This window comes from Streptomyces sp. NPDC057963 (assembly GCF_042887155.1).
Lineage (GTDB): Bacteria > Actinomycetota > Actinomycetes > Streptomycetales > Streptomycetaceae > Streptomyces.
The window spans coordinates 242,702-259,545 of the sequence record NZ_JBHVPX010000005.1; the positions used below are offsets into that span (position 1 = coordinate 242,702).

Consider the following 16,844-nt stretch of genomic DNA (forward strand, 5'->3'; position numbering starts at 1 on the left):
GCCCCTCCTCGTTCCGCACGGCTTGCCGTCGGCCCGAGGGACACCCCGCTGTCATCTCCGTAATCAGCGACCGCAAGAAGCGCGCGCATCTCAATCAGCAGCCAGGGCGCCCAAGAGAGCCGGGCGGCCACTCCTGGCAAGCCACTGAAGGCAAGACCCCATCAGCCGCACCCGGCCCTCCCGGGCCGACTAACTGATCGTTTCAGAATGAGGTTCGGAGTCGTCTCAAGCAGATGATGCTGCAGGCGAGTTGGAGGAGTCCCAGATGGAGATCGGCTCGTATCTCGTAGCGGATCCGGAGCCGTTTGAACTGGTGGAGCCATGCGAAGGTCCGCTCGACGACCCAGCGGGTCCTGCCCAGGCCGGAGCCATGGGCTGTGCCCTTGCGGGCGATCTTCGGTGTGATGCCGCGGGCCCGGAGGAGGCGGCGGTACTTGTCGTAGTCGTAGCCGCGGTCGGCGAACAGCCGGCCCGGCCGGTGCCTCGGCCGCCCGCGCGTCCCGCGGATGCGGGGTATCGCGTCCAGCAGTGGCATCAGCTGAGTGACGTCGTGGCGGTTTCCGCTGGTCAGCGAGACGGACAAGGGGGTGCCGTGCCGGTCGACGATCAGGTGGTGCTTGCTGCCCGGACGCGCGCGGCCGACCGGCGAAGGTCCGGTGTGAGCCCCCCTTTGAGGGCCCGGACATGAGAGCCGTCCACTGCCGCGTCGTTCATGTCCAACAGTCCCGCGGCCCGCAGCTCGGCCAGCAGTACCTCGTGCAGCTGCGGCCAGACACCGGCCTCGGTCCAGTCCCGCAGACGGCGCCAGGCCGTCACACCGCTGCAGCCGATCTGTTCCGCCGGAACACCCCAACAGCTCACGCTCTTGCACAGCACGTAAACGATGCCCCGCAACGCAGCCCGGTCATCCGCCGGCAACCGCCCGGGATACCGATGCCGCCAAGGCGGACGAGCAGGCAGCAGCGGGGCCACACGCTCCCACAGGCCATCGGGCACAAGATCAGCAGACACCCAACAAATCTTGCCGACACAACCAACAACTGCCAAGCCCCACAACGAGATTCATTCTGAAACGATCAGTTACTCGGCCTGGTCATGGTCGCAACCGATCTGGTTCGATCTTCACGTCGCGGACCAGATCATTGGAGAATGGGCGGGCGACATGGCGCAAGGTGAATGGGCATCAAAGTCATAGCACCCTGCGGTGCTTCTCCTTGCCATAGTAGGGCTGCCCCCGGGCGCGCGGCTTCATATCCGCCGCACGGGAACGCTCCGCCCCGTGGCCGATCACCTACCGGGCGTCCAGTTCGAGGGTCCAGAGAACCAACCCATCCCGACGGTAGACGGCGACCTTCGATGGCGGCTGCTTCCCGGCGGTGACGAAGTGGTCCCTGATCTTGGCGGCCGTGTCGGGTAGTCCCGCCTCGGTACTGTCCGGGATCGGCCCCGTCGGCTGCCAGTACATGGTCAGCTCCCAGTGACGGCCCCTGCCGCTGCCGCGTGGTGCAGTGGGCTCGGCCTCAAGGTTCAGCCCGTCGAGGAGGTCGAGGATGACGTTCATGTCGCGGCCGTCTATACGCGCGAAGTTCTCTTCCACCAGGATCTCATTCATGCATGCTCCCTACCCCCATGCGCGAACCGACCAACCCGTGACAGGTACGGTCGCAACGCGGTGGGGCGGGGCGCTCATATCCGCTGCTACCGGACCAGATCATCTGAGATAGCTGGAGGGAACTATCCCAACGGACCGGATCGATTGAGAACAGCGTCAAGTAGTGGTCTCAATCCATCTGGTCGCCCCAGCTCACAGTCCAGTGGCCGGACCAGATCAATTGCGACGGGACAGCAGACCGGGCATCACTCCTGGGCGGAGGCGGTCAACTCCATCATCGCCTGGGCGTAGGTTGCGCCGTCAATCTCCTCGTCGTCGTACTGGCGCATCAGCTCGTCGATCTTGGCCTGTAGCTCTGTCCGGTCCATCGTTATCTCCCAACATGTCAGTGCTGCAAGGTGGGGACAGTAGCGCGACACGTACCGCACGGACGGCGCTTTCCCCAGATCGAGGGCACCTTGCCCTTCCACTTTCGAACTGGTCGCGCGCCTGCTGTCCACCTTCGATGAGACGGACCAGCATCTGTCCATCCTCAGTGAGACACGACCCAACTCCGATGAGACAGGTCAGTCGGCGATCGCTCTGCCCGGACATGGCGCGGGACTGCAACGCGCGGCGCAACACCGGCTCCGCGGACCTCTATCCGGTGCATCACCGCAGGTCGGGGGCGAAACGCGCGGCGGTGTTGCACTGGCTGCGTTGCAGCGCCTGGAGCCATCTGCCTCAGAAGTACGGCAACTGGCGAGGGGTCTACAACCGGCTGCGGATGTGGGCCGTCGACGGCACTTGGGAGCGGGTGTTCACCGCGTTGATGGCCCAGGCGGAAGCCGATGAGGACCTGGGCTGGGCGGTCTCGGTGGACTCCACGATCGTGCGCGCGCACCAGCACGCGGCCGGGGCCCGCAAAAAGGGGCCCCGGCCGACGAACCGGACCACCATGCCATCGGCCGGTCCCGGGGCGGACTGACCACAAAGATCCACCTCCCTGCGGACGGCAACTGCCGGCCTCTGGCGTTCGTGCTGACCGCCGGCCAAGCCGGCGACGCTCCTGCCTTCACCGACGTCATGGCTCACCTGCGGGTCCCCCGCCCCCGAGGACGGCCAGGCACCAGACCGGACGTGGTCCTGGCGGACAAGGCGTACTTCTCCCGCGTGATCCGCGAGCACCTGCGCAAGCGCGGCATCCGGGCAGTGATCCCCGTTCCGGCGGACCAGCGCGGACACCGGCTGCGACGGGGCGGCCAGGGTGGCCGGCCACCGGCCTTCGACCGGGAGGCATACAAGCAGCGCAACACCGTCGAGCGGTGCATCAACCGCCTGAAGCAGTGGCGCGGCATCGCGACCCGCTACGAAAAGACCGCCACCATCTATCTGGCCGGACTCCACATCGCAGGCATCTTCCTCTGGTCCGCCCGATGATCCAAACGAAACTGCCTAGCGCGGGACGCGGACGCTGTTGCCGAACTCGAAGACGCCATCTTTGCCTGGCGCAACCGTGCCCTCGGGGTAGCCGCTGCAGTCGGAGGAGCCGTAAACGGTAACGGTGACGTTGGTCTGGTTGTTGACGAAGAGCGGGATGAACTTCCCGGTGTAGCAACCTGCCGGAGGATTCTTGAACGTGTTGCCACTGACCCCGAGCGTGCCGGTGGCGGCACTCGCGTTGGTGGCGGTGGTCAGGCACAGCGATGTCGCGGCAACGGCGATGCCGACGGCGTGAAGCAGACGCTTCAAGGGATTCTCCTTCGGTGAGCTGGACCCCTTGAGCATCTATTCCCATGGGCTCTGGCCGCTTAGCGACCTGTTCGAGTGGTGCGGTCGAGGTTGTTGCGGCACTGTCGGCTCACGGCAGGGACCATCGTCCCCTTCAAGCTGGACTTACAACTTACGGAGCACCCCATGGCTGCATTCCAATACACCGTCAGCGACGTCATGACCCACACCGCTGTGGCCATCGGCCGCGATGCCTCGTACAAGGAGATCGTCGAGCTGATGCATCAGTGGAAGGTCAGCGCCGTGCCGGTCCTCGAAGGCGAGGGCCGCGTCGTCGGGGTCGTCTCCGAGGCGGACCTGCTGCCAAAGGAGGAGTTCCGGCAGGACGACCCGAAGCTGCCCGGCCAACTGGAGGAGGCGTCCAAGGCCGACGCTGTGGTGGCCGAGGGGCTGATGTCGAGTCCGGCCGTCACCGTCCACCCCGATGCCACGCTCGCCGAGGCCGCCCGCATCATGGCGCGCAAGGGAGTGAAACGACTGCCCGTCGTGAACGGTCTCGGCATGCTGGAGGGCGTCGTGAGCCGCAGCGACCTGTTGAAGGTGTTCCTGCGCCCGGACGAGGAGATCGCCGAGGAGATCCGATCCGCTGTTGTTGCGGAACTCTCTCCCCCGGACCGGGTGGAATTCTCTGTGCTGGATGGTGTCGTCACCCTGCGGGGGCCTTTCCCTCACCGTTCCCTTGTCCCGCTTCTGGCTCGGGCCATTCGCGCGGTCGAGGGAGTCGTGGACGTGCGCATGGAACTTGGCTGAAGGTCCCTTCAGGCACTGCGTCCCACAGCAGCAGGTGCGGGTCCGCCATTCGGGCGGTCGCGACCCGGCAGGAATCGACCGGGTGAAGTTCCTCCGGCGAAGTGGACACTCCTCTTCTACGCTACGGGGCCGTGTCGTGACTGGGCTGCTGCTGAAACCCGGCCGGGCCGCACCAGTCTCCTTGATCAAGCCGACTGTCGCCGCAGTCGTAAGCCATGCTCCGTGAACGCCGCAACGTGGAGAACCGGGCGAGCTGAAACGCGGCGACTGCGCGAAGGGCTTGGCCCGCGACATTCCGAGTGGCTCGTCCCCCTTGTGTCGGAAACACTGGGACGGTTTCTAGGAGTGCAGCCGATGGGGGGCCGTGTCCAGGAGGACTCAGATGGCCACAAGGCGACAATTCATCAAGGCCGGCCTCGTCGGCGGAACCTGCCTCTTCATCCCGGCAGGATCGGCCTCCGCGCGGACCTGGCAGGGGATCCCCAGCCGCGTCCTGGACGCGACGCGTATCGACAAGTACGTCACCGAGCTCGCTGTCCCGCCGGTCATGCCCTGGGCGGAGAAGGACGAGGCAGGGCGCGTCGACCACTACACGATCGGTGTTCGGCAGTTGCGGCAGCAGATCCTGCCAGCCGGTATGCCCGCCACAACGGTGTGGGGGTACGGATCGACCCGGCATCCGGGAAGCTTCTCCTATCCGTCATGCACCGTCGAGGCGACCTTCGGCCGGGCCATACGGGTCACATGGGTGAACCAGCTGCTCGACCGCCACGGCAACCATCTGCCGCACCTGCTGCCGGTGGACCCCACACTGCACTGGGCCAACCCCCAAGGCGGCATTTCACGCCGTGATGCACGGTCGGCCTTCACCTCGACACCCGGCCCCTATACCGGACCCGTGCCGATCGTGACCCACCTGCACGGGGGACACAACACGCAGGAGAGCGACGGCTACCCCGAGGCGTGGTATCTGCCCCGCGCTTCCGACATTCCCGGCGGATACGCACGGGTGGGCACCTTCTACGAACGGTTCAGGACGCTGTTCGAGAACCAGTTCGATGCCGTTTGGGAGCCTGGAGCCGCCGTATTCCAGTACGCCAACCAGGAGCGTGCCGCCACCTCCTGGTTCCATGACCATGCCCTGGGGGTCACTCGGCTGAACGTCTATGCAGGGTTGGCGGGCTTCTACCTCCTGCGTGGCGGGCCGGCCGACCTCCCGGACGGTGTGCTTCCGGGGCCGGCGCCGAAACTGGGTGACCCCCCGGGAAGGCACTACTACGAGATCCCGGTCGTCATCCAGGACCGTTCGTTCTCGACCGACGGCAGCCTGTTCTACCCGGCGAGCCGCGCATCCTTCGACCACTTCACCGGACCCTACATCCCCGGCAGTGACATCTCCCCGATCTGGAACCCGGAGTTCTTCGGCAACACGATGGTGACCAACGGCCGTACCTGGCCTGCTCTCTCCGTCGAGCCGCGCCGCTACCGCCTGCGGTTTCTGAACGGCTGCAACGCGCGCTTCCTGATCCTGAAGATCGTCACCGATCCGATGGCCCCTCGTCCCGCGAACCCGGTGCTCCCCTTCTGGCAGATCGGTTCGGAGGGAGGCTTCCTGCCCGCCCCCGTGCAGCGCGACCAGCTGCTCACCGCCCCCGCCGAACGCGCCGACGTCGTCGTCGACTTCACCTCGATCCCGGTCGGCACTGATCTGTACCTCATCAACGAGGGCCCCGACGAGCCGTTCAGGGGCGGGAGGGCGGGCACGGACTTCCGGCCGGCGGCCCCCGGGACCACTGGACAGGTCATGAAATTCACGGTTGCACGACCGCTCGCCACGCCGGACAGGACCGTACCCCCAGCCCACCTCACCCTTCCGCCGTTCGAACCGCTGGGTCCAGCGAGCCACACGCGGCAGGTCTCCCTGCAGGAGCAGAACTCCGCGGTCCTGCGGGGCGTGGGCCCCCGCGTGGTGATGCTCGGCACCGTGGACCGGCACGGAAACCCGACCCCCATGGGATGGGGCGATCCCCTCACGGAGAACCCGGCACTCGGGGCGACCGAGATCTGGGAAATACACAACTCCACCAAAGATGCCCACCCGATCCACATCCACGAGGTTCAGTTCCAGGTCGTCGACCGGCAGAGCGCCGGGCACAGCGCAAGACCTCCAGAGCCCGGGGAGAGTGGTTTCAAGGACACGGTGATCGCCTATCCGCACGCCATCACCCGGGTCAAGGCCACCTTCGACCGGGCGGGACAGTACGTGTGGCACTGCCACATGCTGGAACACGAGGACAACGAGATGATGCGGCCATACCGTGTCGGCCCTCGCTGAACACCAAGGCACCTCGCTCCACGCTCCCGCCCAACGCGGAGCGGGTGAAGATCCTGCGTGCCCTGGTCAAGGAGACCCTGAGCCGTGAGCAGATCGAGCGCCTGACCCAGGACATCGCCGACGCGTGTGGCACCTTGGACCACAAAGGTGCGACCACCGACGCCGAGCGGGCCCAAGTCAAGCGCGGCACCGGCTACTGACGCCCCCAACCGGCATGTGACGGAGCATTGATTTTCAGGCCGGTTGGCCGTTCTGGTCTGACCTCCTGTCTTTTCGTTGGGATTTTGGAGCCAGGGGTGCGGTCTGGTTCGGGGGTGATGGGCGTGGTTTTCTGGCGTGTTTGGTTTGGTTGTTCGGGTGGTTGGCCTGCGGTCCGGTAGTTGTGTGGGAATGATCTTGGGTTTCCCGTTGATGTAGTGGTGCGTCTATAGGCGGCTGCGCTCTCTCCGGGCTTTGGAGTCGGGTTTGTGCTGGTCAGTGGCGTGTGTGGGTGAGGAAGACGTGGAGCGGGTCGTGCGCGCGGGGGGGCAGGCGGGCGAGGTTCAACCGGTGGGCGATGAGGCTGAGGGCGTCGTCGGTGGTGTGGTGTGGTGTGGCCGGTTCGAGAGGGTGGTGAGTGTGATGGGGATCTCTGAATTCGGCCAAGACTGCTCTTCGCTCCACTCGGTGCGCCGTTCAACGGAGTGAGGAGTTTCAGCGAGCACCGCGCGTGTTTCCGGCCGGGGTCATGTGCTCGGGGCAGCCGTCTACGCTCTCGGCATGCAGCACAGTGATGTCATGCGGGACGACGGCACGTGGATAGGCCTGTCCCTGGATGTACAGGACCGCCAAAAGCCGGGGCTGTGCGTGTTCAGTGCCGGGCCGCAACTGCTGGTCTCCCAGCTGTCGCGACCTGTGCTGCTCGCCGTCGTCGACGAGCATCTTCAGGGTCTGGACTTCTGGCGCACCAACGAGTACCGCTCGTTCGTCCCGCCATTGCGCGCCGATGTGGGGCGCGCCCTGGCGGGAAGCCCGGAACGATGGGCTCACCGTTTCGCGCAGTACCTCATCGACTCGCCGGACAGCCCGCTGCACGAGGGCCGATGGCTGCTCTCGTGCGACAGTCTGCTCCGGCGCTGGCGCCCCGCTGACGCTTCGCATGCCGAGTACTGGGGCTCGATGATCGTCGACGGCCATCCGGCCGGATACCTCGACTGGTTCTTCCACTCCCATTCGTGGGAGGTCCTACCGCTACGGCCGATGCCCGATGCCGACGACAGCCGGGTCAAGGCGTACCGCAAGCAGGCCCGGGAAGGGACGCTCCCACCCGTCCTGTTGTGGTGGGTCAGCGGCCTGGACAGCCATCTGATCCTGGACGGTCACGCGCGGCTCGCCGCGGCGATCGCCGAGTCCATCGACCCTCCGCTGCTGCAATTGCACCGCGCGGTGCCGCGAGACGACCTGGTCGCGCGAACCGATGAGGCCGTGGGCTTCTACGAGGACGAACTGGCACGCTTCGCCGAACTCCGCGCCGCCCACGGCCCCACCATCCCGGACGGTACCGCCACCGCCGGCCCGCAGCTCGTCCGCATCCTCCACGACCTGAACACCACCCAACAACCCACCTGGGCCTGGCCCCTGCCCGGCGGGGAGGCCCAATGGCGTCGCATCGCACTCGAGGTGACCGCCGACCAGGACTGGCCCCGCACCTGAACCCTGCCGAACCCCTCCCGTTAGCGGTCACGTCCAGTACCGCCAGTTGTGGACCCCGCCGGGTCAGGGGTGGGGTGGGGTGGGGTGGGGTGGGGGGCGTTGTCAGGTTGAGTGGTGGCCTTCTCGGGCGGCGTGATCATCCGTCTGGTCGAATCGCTGGAGGGGCTGTCCGTGGTGACGCCGTCGTACCGGGGTTTCCGCTTCCGTCCGGAGGTCATCTCCCACTGCGTGTGGCTGTATCACCGCTTCAACCTGAGCCTGCGCGACATCGAGGAGCTGATGCTCGAGCGCGGCATCGAGGTCAGCCACGAGACAGTCCACCGGTGGACGCGCCGGTTCGGCCCGGCTTATGCCGCTGCTCTACGTCGGCGCCGTCCGGGGCCTGGTGACAAGTGGCACTTGGACGAGGTGTTCGTCAAAATCAACGGCGTGCAGCGGTACCTGTGGCGGGCCGTGGACCAGTACGGGAACGTGTTCGACATCCTGCTGCAGAACCGGCGGGACGCGGCCGCGGCCAGGCGTTTCTTCCGGAAGCTGATGAAGAAGACCCGGTCGGTGCCCCGGGTGATCGTCACCGACAAGCTCCCCTCCTACCGCGCCGCCCACCGCCACGAGATGCCGTCGGTCGAACACCGCTCGCACAAGGGCCTGAACAACCGGGCCGAGAACTCCCACCAGCCGGGGTCCCAGTAGTTCTCGCCGAAAAAACAACGCTAAGGATTGAGCCCCAGGTCAGGCTGTGGGCTCCAGAGTGGCTGTGACTGTCTGCTAGTCGTGTTCGCGCAGCATGCGCATGACGGTGGCCGGGGCTGGGTGCTGGCCGCGCTTCTTGCCGGTGCGGATGACGAGGCGGGAGGCGATCTCGCGCAGGGACAGGTGTTCCTGGTCGCGCAGTCGGAGGGCGGTGGCAAGCATGTCGTCGTCGGAGACCTTGACGCCACCGATGGCCTTGCCGTTCTTGCGGGCGGTCTCCTGCCCCTCGAGGGTCTTGTCGCGGATGTAGTCGCGTTCAGACTCGGCCATGGCGGCGAAGAAGGCGAACAGGGCGGCCCCGTGGCCGGACGGGTCGTGCTTCCCGGCGAGGGGGCCGGTGAGGAACTCCAGCTCGATCTCCGCGTCCCGCAGTTCCTCGGCGACCTTCAGCAGTTCCAGGGCGCCACGGCCCAGGCGCTTCATCTCGTGCACCACGAGGGTGACCTTCGCTCCCAGCGAGCGGTACTCGCGGGCCGCCGCCAGGGCTGCCTTCATTTCGGGGCGCTCACGGACCCGAGTGCTGATCTGTTCCTGGAACAGCCGGTGTACGCCGGAGGCTTCGAGGGCGTCGACCTGGGACTGGATTTCCTGCGTCCGGGTCGAGATGCGGGCGTACGCGAGCCGGACTTCCATCGGCACGGCCGGCGCCGCGAGCTTCTGCACCGGCAGGGCCGTCCAGACGGAGCCGGGATGGCGTACAGCCGGGGTGGCGACGTGCAGCTCGGAGCAGAGCGCGGGGACGAGCTGGAAGCGCGCGGTGTGGTACTTGAGCGCGACCTTGCCGGAGGTGGTGCGGCAGGGCGAGCCCACCGGAGCCTGGCAGGTGGACATCGGACAGGCGTGCGACTCGACGAGCCGGTACGGATCGGTGATCACGCCGGGATCGTTTCAGGAATGCGTTTCACCGGTCAAGAGGAAGGAAACGACCGGTGAAACAAATCGACCTGCGGCGATGCCGTCGGCGCCCGGTGTCGAAACGGGGACCACCTATGAAGCGCCGCCGCATCTCACCGGGCACCGGATGCAGTCCCTGCGGCCCACTCCCTGGTGAATGCGGCCAGGCCCCCGTCCGCCGGCGCCCGGTCTCCGGACTGCCCCCGAGCCGCCGCACTGCCCGATCAGCGCTGCGGCCCGGGCAGGCCGACCGTCAGGATTCCTCGCCCTGCGCAGGGCGGGTGAACGCTCCGGCGGCGGCGGCCAGGGTTGCTGTGGTGGCGGCGTGAGCGGGCAGCTGCGGATCAGGAGCGGTCCGCAGGAGTACTAGCTGGTGGTAGAGCGGTGCGGTGGCGGCGATCAGCAGACGCCGCGCGTCCGTGTGCGGCGGGAGTTCACCGCGTTCGACGGCGCGCTCGACGAGGACCTCGCAGCGCGCGTACCGGTCCTCCCACAGCTGCTGCTGGGCGTGGGCGGCTTGCGCGGAGCGGAACGAGGCGGCCATCAGGGCTTCGGGGATCGACGGTTGTGCGACCAATGACTCCTGGATCTCGTCGTTGAGGGCTGTCAGATCGCCGTGCAGGGAGCCGGTGTTCGGGGGCTGCCAGTCGTCCTCGCCGGCGGCGTCGAGGACGTCGGCGAGCAAGCCACCGACGTCCTGCCAGCGCCGGTAGACCGTGGCGCGGTGCACGCCGGCGCGGGCCGCGACGCCCTCCATCGTGAGCCCCTCGTAACCGTTTTCACCGAGTTCGGCGCGCACCGCGTCGAGTACTTGGGCGCGGATGCGGGCGGTGCGGCCGCCCGGTCGGCGGTCGGGCGGTGCGGTGGGGCGGGCGCGTTCCGGCGGGTTGTCCGGTGGGTCTGTCATCGGGAATCCGGTTGCTTAGCGGGACGGGACCATGGCAGCATCTTAAAGTAACAGTTGTCGCACTAGTGGAGTTGTCGATGCTCTTCCGAAGCGTTCTTCCGGCCTTGCGGTCCCAGGCGACCGTTCCGTCCCCGACAGCTTCGGAGTTGCTCGTATGTCCACACAGATCACCGCGCTCGCAGTCAGCAAGTCCTTCGACGGCAGGTCCGTTCTCGACTCGGTGACCTTTTCGCTCGCGAAGGGTGAGTGCACCGGGATCGTCGGCGAGAACGGGTCCGGCAAGACCACCCTGCTGCGGCTGCTCGCCAAGCGGGAGCGCCCCGACCAGGGGGAGATCATCCTGCAGGCCGACGGTGGCGTCGGCTACCTCGCCCAGGACGGGGGTCTGCCAGCGGATGTGACGGCCCAGCAGGTCATCGACCGGGCACTGGGCGATCTTCGTGCGATCGAAGCGCGGATGCGCCGCCTGGAGGCAGCGATGGCCGACGGTGACGAGTCGGCGCTCGACGCGTACGGCGAGGCCGTCTCGGCCTTCGAGCTGCGCGGTGGCTACGACGCCGATGCCCGGCTGGAACGCGCCCTGCACGGCCTCGGCCTGAGACAGGTGGGCCGTGACGCGACCATGGGCAGTCTCTCCGGCGGCGAACAGGTCCGGCTGCGTCTGGCGGCGGTGCTGGCAGCTGCCCCGGAGGTGCTGCTGCTGGACGAGCCGACCAACCATCTGGACGAGGCCGCCCTGGCATGGCTGGAGGAGCACCTGCGCAGCCGACGGGGCACCACAGTGGTTGTCTCCCACGATCGCGGCTTCCTCGAACACGTCGCGACAAGCCTGCTGGAGGTGGACGGGGACCGACGCAGCGTCGTCCGGTACGGCAACGGCTACGCCGGCTACCTCGCGGAGAAGGCGGCGGCGCGGCGGCGCTGGGCCCAGCACCACGACCGGTGGCGTGCCGAGGTCGACCGGGTGCGCGACTCGGCTTCGGGTACCGCCCGCCGGGTGGCCCCCGGTCGGGCGATGAAGGACGGCAACAAACTCGCCTACAACCAGGCCGGCGCCCGCGTGCAGCAGTCCCTGGCCAGCCGCGTCCGCAACGCCGAGGAACGGCTGCGCCGCCTGCTGGCCGACCCGGTCCCGGCCCCGCCGGAGCCTCTGAACTTCTCGCCTGTGCTGCGCGCCGGACAGCTGCACGGCGCCGTCCTCGACGCCGTCGGGGTCGCCGTCGCAGGCAGACTCGACCCGATCGATCTGACAGTCCGGGCGGGCGAGCACCTGCTGATCACGGGCGAGAACGGCGCGGGCAAGAGCACCCTGCTGCACGTCCTGGCCGGCGACCTGGCCCCCGACCGCGGCAACGTCAACAGGCGCGGCCGGATCGGGTACCTCCCGCAGGACCCGGACCCTGGTTCGGCGGACGAGACCCTCCTGGCCGCCTACGCCCGTGGGCGGGCGGGGGAAGCCGACGACCACGCCGAACGGCTCCTGGCCCTCGGGCTGTTCGACCGTGCCCGGCTGGCGGTGCCGGTCACGCGGCTCTCCACCGGCCAGCGGCAGCGGCTTGCCCTGGCGCGGCTGGTCAGCCGGCCGGCGGACGTCCTGCTGCTCGACGAGCCCACCAACCACCTGTCTCCAGCCCTTGCCGAGGAACTGGAGACCGCCTTGGCCGGTTTCGCCGGCACCGTCGTCCTCGTCAGCCACGACCGGATGCTTCGGCGGCGCTGGAGAGGAACCCACCTGGCTCTGCGCGCCGCCCGAGTGCCCGCGATCAGAGGCTGAGGTTCCTGTCCGACCCCTACGCCCGTTCCAGAGAGGAATCGACTCATGATGCCGACTGCTCCCGCCGACCCCACCGTCCTGCACCCGATGCCCGAACAACAGCGGGTGGTGCTGCTCAAGCCGCTGGTGAAGTCCCCGCTGATCGAAGTCGGCGAGTACTCCTACTACGACGACCCGAACGACCCGACTGCGTTCGAGACGCGCAACGTCCTCTACCACTACGGCCCCGAGAAGCTTGTCATCGGTAAATTCTGCGCGCTGGGCACCGGAACACGGTTCATCATGAACGGCGCCAACCACCGTATGGACGGCCCCTCGACCTTCCCCTTCCCCACCATGGGCGGCTCCTGGGCCGACCACTTCGACCTGCTCACCAACCTGCCCGGCCGGGGCGACACCGTCGTCGGCAACGACGTCTGGTTCGGCCACAGCGCGACGGTCATGCCCGGCGTTCGGATCGGCCACGGCGCGATCATCGCCTCCGGCGCCGTGGTCACAGGCGACGTACCCGACTACGGCATCGTCGGCGGCAACCCTGCCCGGCTCATCCGCACCCGCTACGACGCCAAGGACGTCGCCCGCCTCCTCACCGTCGCCTGGTGGGATTGGCCCGCGGACCACATCACCGAGCACGTACGGACGATCATGTCGGGATCGGTCGCCGAGCTGGCGGCAGCCGCCCCGCGCACGCGTCATCCGTGACACCGACGGATGCACCTCTATCCCGCCCATACCCACCCCACACCCGAAACGAGCGATCGCCCATGTCCCCTCGCCGTGCCCACATCGCGATGGTCGGCATCCCCGCCATCAGCCACGTCCTGCCAAGCCTTGAAATCATTCGCGAGCTGGTGGCCCGCGGCCACCGGGTCACCTACGCCAACGACCCAGCCGTGGCCGACCGGATCGCGGCAACCGGAGCCGAACTCGTCCCCTGCACCTCCGTGCTGCCGGTTGCCGACAACAACTGGCCCGACGACCCCATCGCCGCGGCGAACCTTTTCCTCGACGACGCCGTCCAGGCACTCCCTCAGCTGCGCGCCGCCTACGACCACGACCCGGCGGACCTGTATCTGTACGACATCGGTGCCTACGCCGCGCGGGCCCTCGCCGAATCGCAGGGCCGGCCCCTCATGCAGCTGTCCCCGACGTTCGTAGCCTGGGACGGCTATGAAGAGGAGATCGCGGCGCACCTGCGGAAGTTGCCGGGTGCCGACGCGTACCGGGCGAGGTTCGCACACTGGCTCGCCGACTGCGGGGCAACCACCACAGACGTGGACGCCTTCTCCGGTCCCCCCACACGTGCCCTGGCCCTGATCCCCAGGGCGATGCAGCCGTACGCCGATAAGGTCGACACCGACTCGGTGACCTTTGTCGGGCCGTGCTTTGACGCACGTGCGGACGCGGACGCGGACAGTTGGACACGGCCGGCGGACGCGGAGAACGTACTGTTGATCTCCCTGGGCTCGGCGTACACACGCCAACCGGAGTTCTACCGACAGTGCGTCGCGGCGTACGGAAACCTGCCCAACTGGCACATCGTGCTCCAGATCGGCAAGTACACCAACCTGCACGAAATCGGCGACATCCCACCCAACGTCGAGGTGCATTCCTGGGTCCCGCAGAGGGCGATCCTGGAGCAGGCGGACGCCTTCGTCACCCACGCCGGAATGGGCGGCTGCGGCGAAGGACTCCTTGCGGGCGTCCCAATGATCGCCGTGCCGCAGGGCGCCGAACAGTTCATGAACGCGGACCGGCTCGTGGAGCTGGGCGTTGCCCGCCGGATCGACACCCAGGACGCCACTGCCGAGACCCTGGGAGCGGCCCTGAACGAACTGGTCACCGACACGGACGTCGCCCGCCGATCGGCACAGTTGCGCGCCGACGCACGGGCCGAGGGCGGCACCCCGCGCGCCGCCAACCTCATCGAGAACATGCTGGCCATCGCTGACGGACCGGCGGGCTGACGGGTGCTGTAGCTGCGAGCAGGGGCCGACTGCTGTTCTACAGCCCGGCTCCGGGGTCGTCCGTGTCCACGGTCCGCAGCGGCCGGTGTCCCCGGTCGTCGAGCTGGGCGAGTTCGCGCTCGTAGTCGACGGTGATCGAGCCGTAGTAGTTGACCACCGAGCTACGGGCCGGGGAAATGTGCGCCAGCACCTCGGCGTCCACCTCGCGGCCGGCAGTACGGAGTTCATCGACGGCCAGGCCCATGTACTCGGTGTGCCAGCAGACCACGCTGTTGGTCACGACGGTCAGGCACCACGCCTGCTCGTTCTGCTGCTCGGGCTGGCGCCGAGCGACCTTGCCCTCGCGGGCGTAGTGGAGCTGACGGCGCAGGGCGTGCAGGGACTCGCCCTTGTTGAGCTGGCGCGCGATCTTGCGGCGGTAGCCCTCGTCCGACAGGTACTTCGCCGCATAGATCGTTCTGCGGATCGCCCCGTACTCCTTCAACGCGGCGGCCAGCACGTTCTGCCGGGAGGACGCGGACAGCTTGCCGACGATCAGGGAGGCGGTGGCGTGCCCGTACTTCAGCGAGCCCGCCAGACGGAGCAGGTCGTCCCAGTGGTCGGCGACCAGGTCCAGGTTGGCCTTCTTGGTCAGCAGCGGCCCGGCGGTCGGGAAGCGGTCCTCGTAGTCGGCCTTCGCGCCCAACCGGTACAGGGTGATCTCGCCCAGGTCGCGGATGCGGGGCGAGAGCTGCTTGCCGACCAGGTCGAAGAGCCCGAAGTTGACCAGGGTCACGCCGTGCGTATCGGTCGCGTGCTCGCTGATCGGCAGGTCGGTGGCGTTGCCCAGGATCTCGTCCAGCACGTAATGGGCCTCACGGTGAGTGGCCACGATGACCTTCGTGCCGAAGGTGGAGTGCTGGTCGGAGACGTGGGTGTAGGTGGAGATGCCCTCCGAGACGAAGTACTTGTTCAGATGCCGGGCGCTGATCGACTTGCCCCGTGTCGGGAACCGCTGCCCGTCGGAGGACGACAGCGTGCCGGACCCGAACATGGTCGTCATCGGCAGCCTGTGGTGGTAGTTGACCAGGCAGATGTTCGCCTCACGCAGCGTCTCCTCCCGGATGTACCACTCCGCGGTCCACGCCAGCACGTCGTACGGGATGCCGCAGGACGCGACCATCCCGTGCAGTCCGAGGTTGGTGGAGAGCCCGATCAGGCAGGCGATCAGGTTCCGTTTCAACTGCGGGGAACGGGCCTGCTTGCCGCCAGCGTGGGTGAAGCAGTCCAGGAACCCGGTGTGCCGGTCCATCTCCACCAGTAGCGAGGCGATCGGCACGTTCGGCAGCATCTTCTCCAGCTCGCCGTGCAGTTCCTCGGCCTCGGACGGGATGTCCTCAGCCGTCAGCGGCGAGATGACCAGCTCACCGGCGTCGTTGAGCCGCACTGGCCCGTCTCCGCGTCTGAGGACTCCCTCCAGGTCGGTGAGGGCCTCGTCCAGCTCGTCCATCACCAGGGGCAGGGCCTCGGAGAAGTCGGGGCTCTTGCCGACCAGGCGGCAGAACTCGGCCCGGTGCGTCTCCCACTGGGCGGGCTTGAAACAGGTAGGCGGCCGGGTTGTCGTAGCGGCGGGAGCCCGGCACGTACACGTCCCCGCTCCGCAGGCCGTCGCGCAGTGCAAGCAGCGTGCACAGCTCCCAGTAGTGCCGGTAGGCGGTCGCATCGCCCTTCGCTGCGGCCTCGTCGAGGTAGCCCTGCCACCGGGTCGGCACGAACAGCGTGGGGGCGCTGTCGGGGACGTTGCGGGCGCCGGTGGCGTTCAGCTCCCGCAGGATCTCCAGGGCCTCGATCAGCGGCTTCGCCTCGGTGCCGCCCTTGAACCGCACCGTTTCCAGGACCTTCGGGGCGAACTGTCGGATGTAGGTGTAGGAGCCGTCCAGCAGCGCCAGGTGCCCGTGGTCGCGCGGCAGCCGCACGGTGGCCCCGGCGTGCGCGGCCCGCAACCGGCTCATACCGATCTTCCCGCGCAGCAGCGTCCCGACCTCCTCGTCCGGGATATCCGTGTCCGCGAGGACGGGCAGGATCTCGTCCAGCAGGGCGAGCCGGTCCTCTGACAGCTTGGCCCGCTCGGCGAGCACCTCGCGCAGCTTGATTTTCGCCCGCGACTCCGAGCCCGACAGGGTCTGGTCGAAGAGCTGCACCACCGAGTCCAGGACATCGACCGCGGACTGCGCCAGCAGCGTGAGCAGGATCGGGTGACGCCGGTTGGGCTCGCGCCGCACCAGGGCCTGCGCCGTCAGACGGCGGCCGATCTGGGCCAGGTAGCGGCGGCGTTCGGCGGGCAGCGCGGACAGATCCAGTGCGTCGGCGCCCAGTCCCCGCAGGAACGTCAGCTTCTCGACCTCGCCCTT

16 protein-coding genes and 1 pseudogene are annotated in these 16,844 nt (G+C 67.9%); 9 read left to right on the forward strand and 8 right to left on the reverse strand.

Annotated elements, in window-relative coordinates:
- Nucleotides 1–202 precede the first annotated feature (202 nt).
- From ACFVT1_RS14195 to ACFVT1_RS14205, 3 genes are all read right to left on the reverse strand, one after another.
- Nucleotides 203–1,011 (reverse strand): IS5 family transposase gene (locus tag ACFVT1_RS14195; RefSeq protein ID WP_389794972.1). Its coding sequence is split into 2 segments (ribosomal slippage): nucleotides 203–672 and nucleotides 672–1,011, totalling 810 coding nucleotides; the frame shifts between segments, so codons are not numbered across the junction.
- A 280-nt stretch (nucleotides 1,012–1,291) separates the two neighbouring features.
- Nucleotides 1,292–1,612 carry a hypothetical protein gene (locus ACFVT1_RS14200; protein ID WP_389794974.1) on the reverse strand — a complete coding sequence of 107 codons (321 nt, stop codon included), beginning with the start codon at nucleotides 1,610–1,612 and terminating at the stop codon, nucleotides 1,292–1,294.
- Nucleotides 1,613–1,857: 245 nt separating this feature from the next.
- Entirely contained in the window at nucleotides 1,858–1,980 is a 123-nt protein-coding gene (locus tag ACFVT1_RS14205; RefSeq protein ID WP_389794976.1) for a hypothetical protein, read from the reverse strand.
- Nucleotides 1,981–2,204: 224 nt separating this feature from the next.
- Here ACFVT1_RS14205 and ACFVT1_RS14210 point away from each other — a divergent pair.
- Nucleotides 2,205–3,031 (forward strand): IS5 family transposase gene (locus ACFVT1_RS14210; RefSeq protein WP_389795477.1). Its coding sequence is split into 2 segments (ribosomal slippage): nucleotides 2,205–2,520 and nucleotides 2,520–3,031, totalling 828 coding nucleotides; the frame shifts between segments, so codons are not numbered across the junction.
- Between the two features lie 15 nt (nucleotides 3,032–3,046).
- Here the strand turns inward: ACFVT1_RS14210 and ACFVT1_RS14215 are convergent.
- Nucleotides 3,047–3,343, reverse strand: coding sequence for a hypothetical protein (locus ACFVT1_RS14215; protein WP_389794978.1), 297 nt, complete (start codon nucleotides 3,341–3,343; stop codon nucleotides 3,047–3,049).
- Between the two features lie 165 nt (nucleotides 3,344–3,508).
- On the opposite strand from ACFVT1_RS14215, the gene ACFVT1_RS14220 reads away from it, so the two are divergent.
- From ACFVT1_RS14220 to ACFVT1_RS14230, 3 genes are all read left to right on the forward strand, one after another.
- Nucleotides 3,509–4,132, forward strand: a complete 624-nt coding sequence (locus ACFVT1_RS14220) for a CBS domain-containing protein (protein ID WP_389794980.1) — start codon at nucleotides 3,509–3,511, stop codon at nucleotides 4,130–4,132.
- A gap of 382 nt (nucleotides 4,133–4,514) precedes the next feature.
- Nucleotides 4,515–6,467: a multicopper oxidase family protein gene (locus tag ACFVT1_RS14225; RefSeq protein WP_389794982.1), complete on the forward strand. Its 1,953-nt coding sequence runs from the start codon at nucleotides 4,515–4,517 to the stop codon at nucleotides 6,465–6,467.
- Nucleotides 6,468–6,511: 44 nt separating this feature from the next.
- Nucleotides 6,512–6,667: a hypothetical protein gene (locus ACFVT1_RS14230; protein WP_389794984.1), complete on the forward strand. Its 156-nt coding sequence runs from the start codon at nucleotides 6,512–6,514 to the stop codon at nucleotides 6,665–6,667.
- Between the two features lie 274 nt (nucleotides 6,668–6,941).
- Here the strand turns inward: ACFVT1_RS14230 and ACFVT1_RS14235 are convergent, their stop codons facing one another.
- Nucleotides 6,942–7,112 (reverse strand): hypothetical protein, encoded by a 171-nt coding sequence (locus ACFVT1_RS14235; RefSeq protein ID WP_389794986.1) that lies wholly within the window; start codon nucleotides 7,110–7,112, stop codon nucleotides 6,942–6,944.
- 114 nt (nucleotides 7,113–7,226) lie between these two features.
- Between ACFVT1_RS14235 and ACFVT1_RS14240 the strand changes: the two genes are divergently transcribed.
- Both ACFVT1_RS14240 and ACFVT1_RS14245 read left to right on the forward strand, forming a co-directional pair.
- Nucleotides 7,227–8,159, forward strand: a complete 933-nt coding sequence (locus tag ACFVT1_RS14240; RefSeq protein ID WP_389794988.1) for a hypothetical protein — start codon at nucleotides 7,227–7,229, stop codon at nucleotides 8,157–8,159.
- Nucleotides 8,160–8,303: 144 nt separating this feature from the next.
- Nucleotides 8,304–8,840, forward strand: a pseudogene (locus ACFVT1_RS14245) (IS6 family transposase); the annotation flags it as partial.
- 87 nt (nucleotides 8,841–8,927) lie between these two features.
- Here ACFVT1_RS14245 and ACFVT1_RS14250 read toward each other — a convergent pair.
- Both ACFVT1_RS14250 and ACFVT1_RS14255 read right to left on the reverse strand, forming a co-directional pair.
- Nucleotides 8,928–9,788, reverse strand: a complete 861-nt coding sequence (locus ACFVT1_RS14250; protein ID WP_389794990.1) for a recombinase family protein — start codon at nucleotides 9,786–9,788, stop codon at nucleotides 8,928–8,930.
- Nucleotides 9,789–10,059: 271 nt separating this feature from the next.
- Entirely contained in the window at nucleotides 10,060–10,713 is a 654-nt protein-coding gene (locus ACFVT1_RS14255) for a TetR/AcrR family transcriptional regulator (RefSeq protein WP_389794992.1), read from the reverse strand.
- A 154-nt stretch (nucleotides 10,714–10,867) separates the two neighbouring features.
- Between ACFVT1_RS14255 and abc-f the strand changes: the two genes are divergently transcribed.
- The 3 genes from abc-f to ACFVT1_RS14270 all read left to right on the forward strand — a co-directional run bounded on the left by abc-f (nucleotide 10,868) and on the right by ACFVT1_RS14270 (nucleotide 14,454).
- Complete coding sequence (gene abc-f, locus ACFVT1_RS14260; RefSeq protein ID WP_389794994.1) at nucleotides 10,868–12,487, forward strand: ribosomal protection-like ABC-F family protein; 1,620 nt, start codon at nucleotides 10,868–10,870, stop codon at nucleotides 12,485–12,487.
- A gap of 48 nt (nucleotides 12,488–12,535) precedes the next feature.
- Nucleotides 12,536–13,189: a CatB-related O-acetyltransferase gene (locus ACFVT1_RS14265; protein ID WP_389795479.1), complete on the forward strand. Its 654-nt coding sequence runs from the start codon at nucleotides 12,536–12,538 to the stop codon at nucleotides 13,187–13,189.
- Nucleotides 13,190–13,251: 62 nt separating this feature from the next.
- The gene (locus ACFVT1_RS14270; RefSeq protein ID WP_389794996.1) at nucleotides 13,252–14,454 is read left to right on the forward strand and encodes a macrolide family glycosyltransferase; all 1,203 of its coding nucleotides are present in this window, start codon (nucleotides 13,252–13,254) and stop codon (nucleotides 14,452–14,454) included.
- A 37-nt stretch (nucleotides 14,455–14,491) separates the two neighbouring features.
- Here ACFVT1_RS14270 and ACFVT1_RS14275 read toward each other — a convergent pair whose 3' ends face one another.
- Nucleotides 14,492–16,156 (reverse strand): Tn3 family transposase, encoded by a 1,665-nt coding sequence (locus tag ACFVT1_RS14275; RefSeq protein WP_389794998.1) that lies wholly within the window; start codon nucleotides 16,154–16,156, stop codon nucleotides 14,492–14,494.
- Nucleotides 16,157–16,844: the final 688 nt, after the last annotated feature.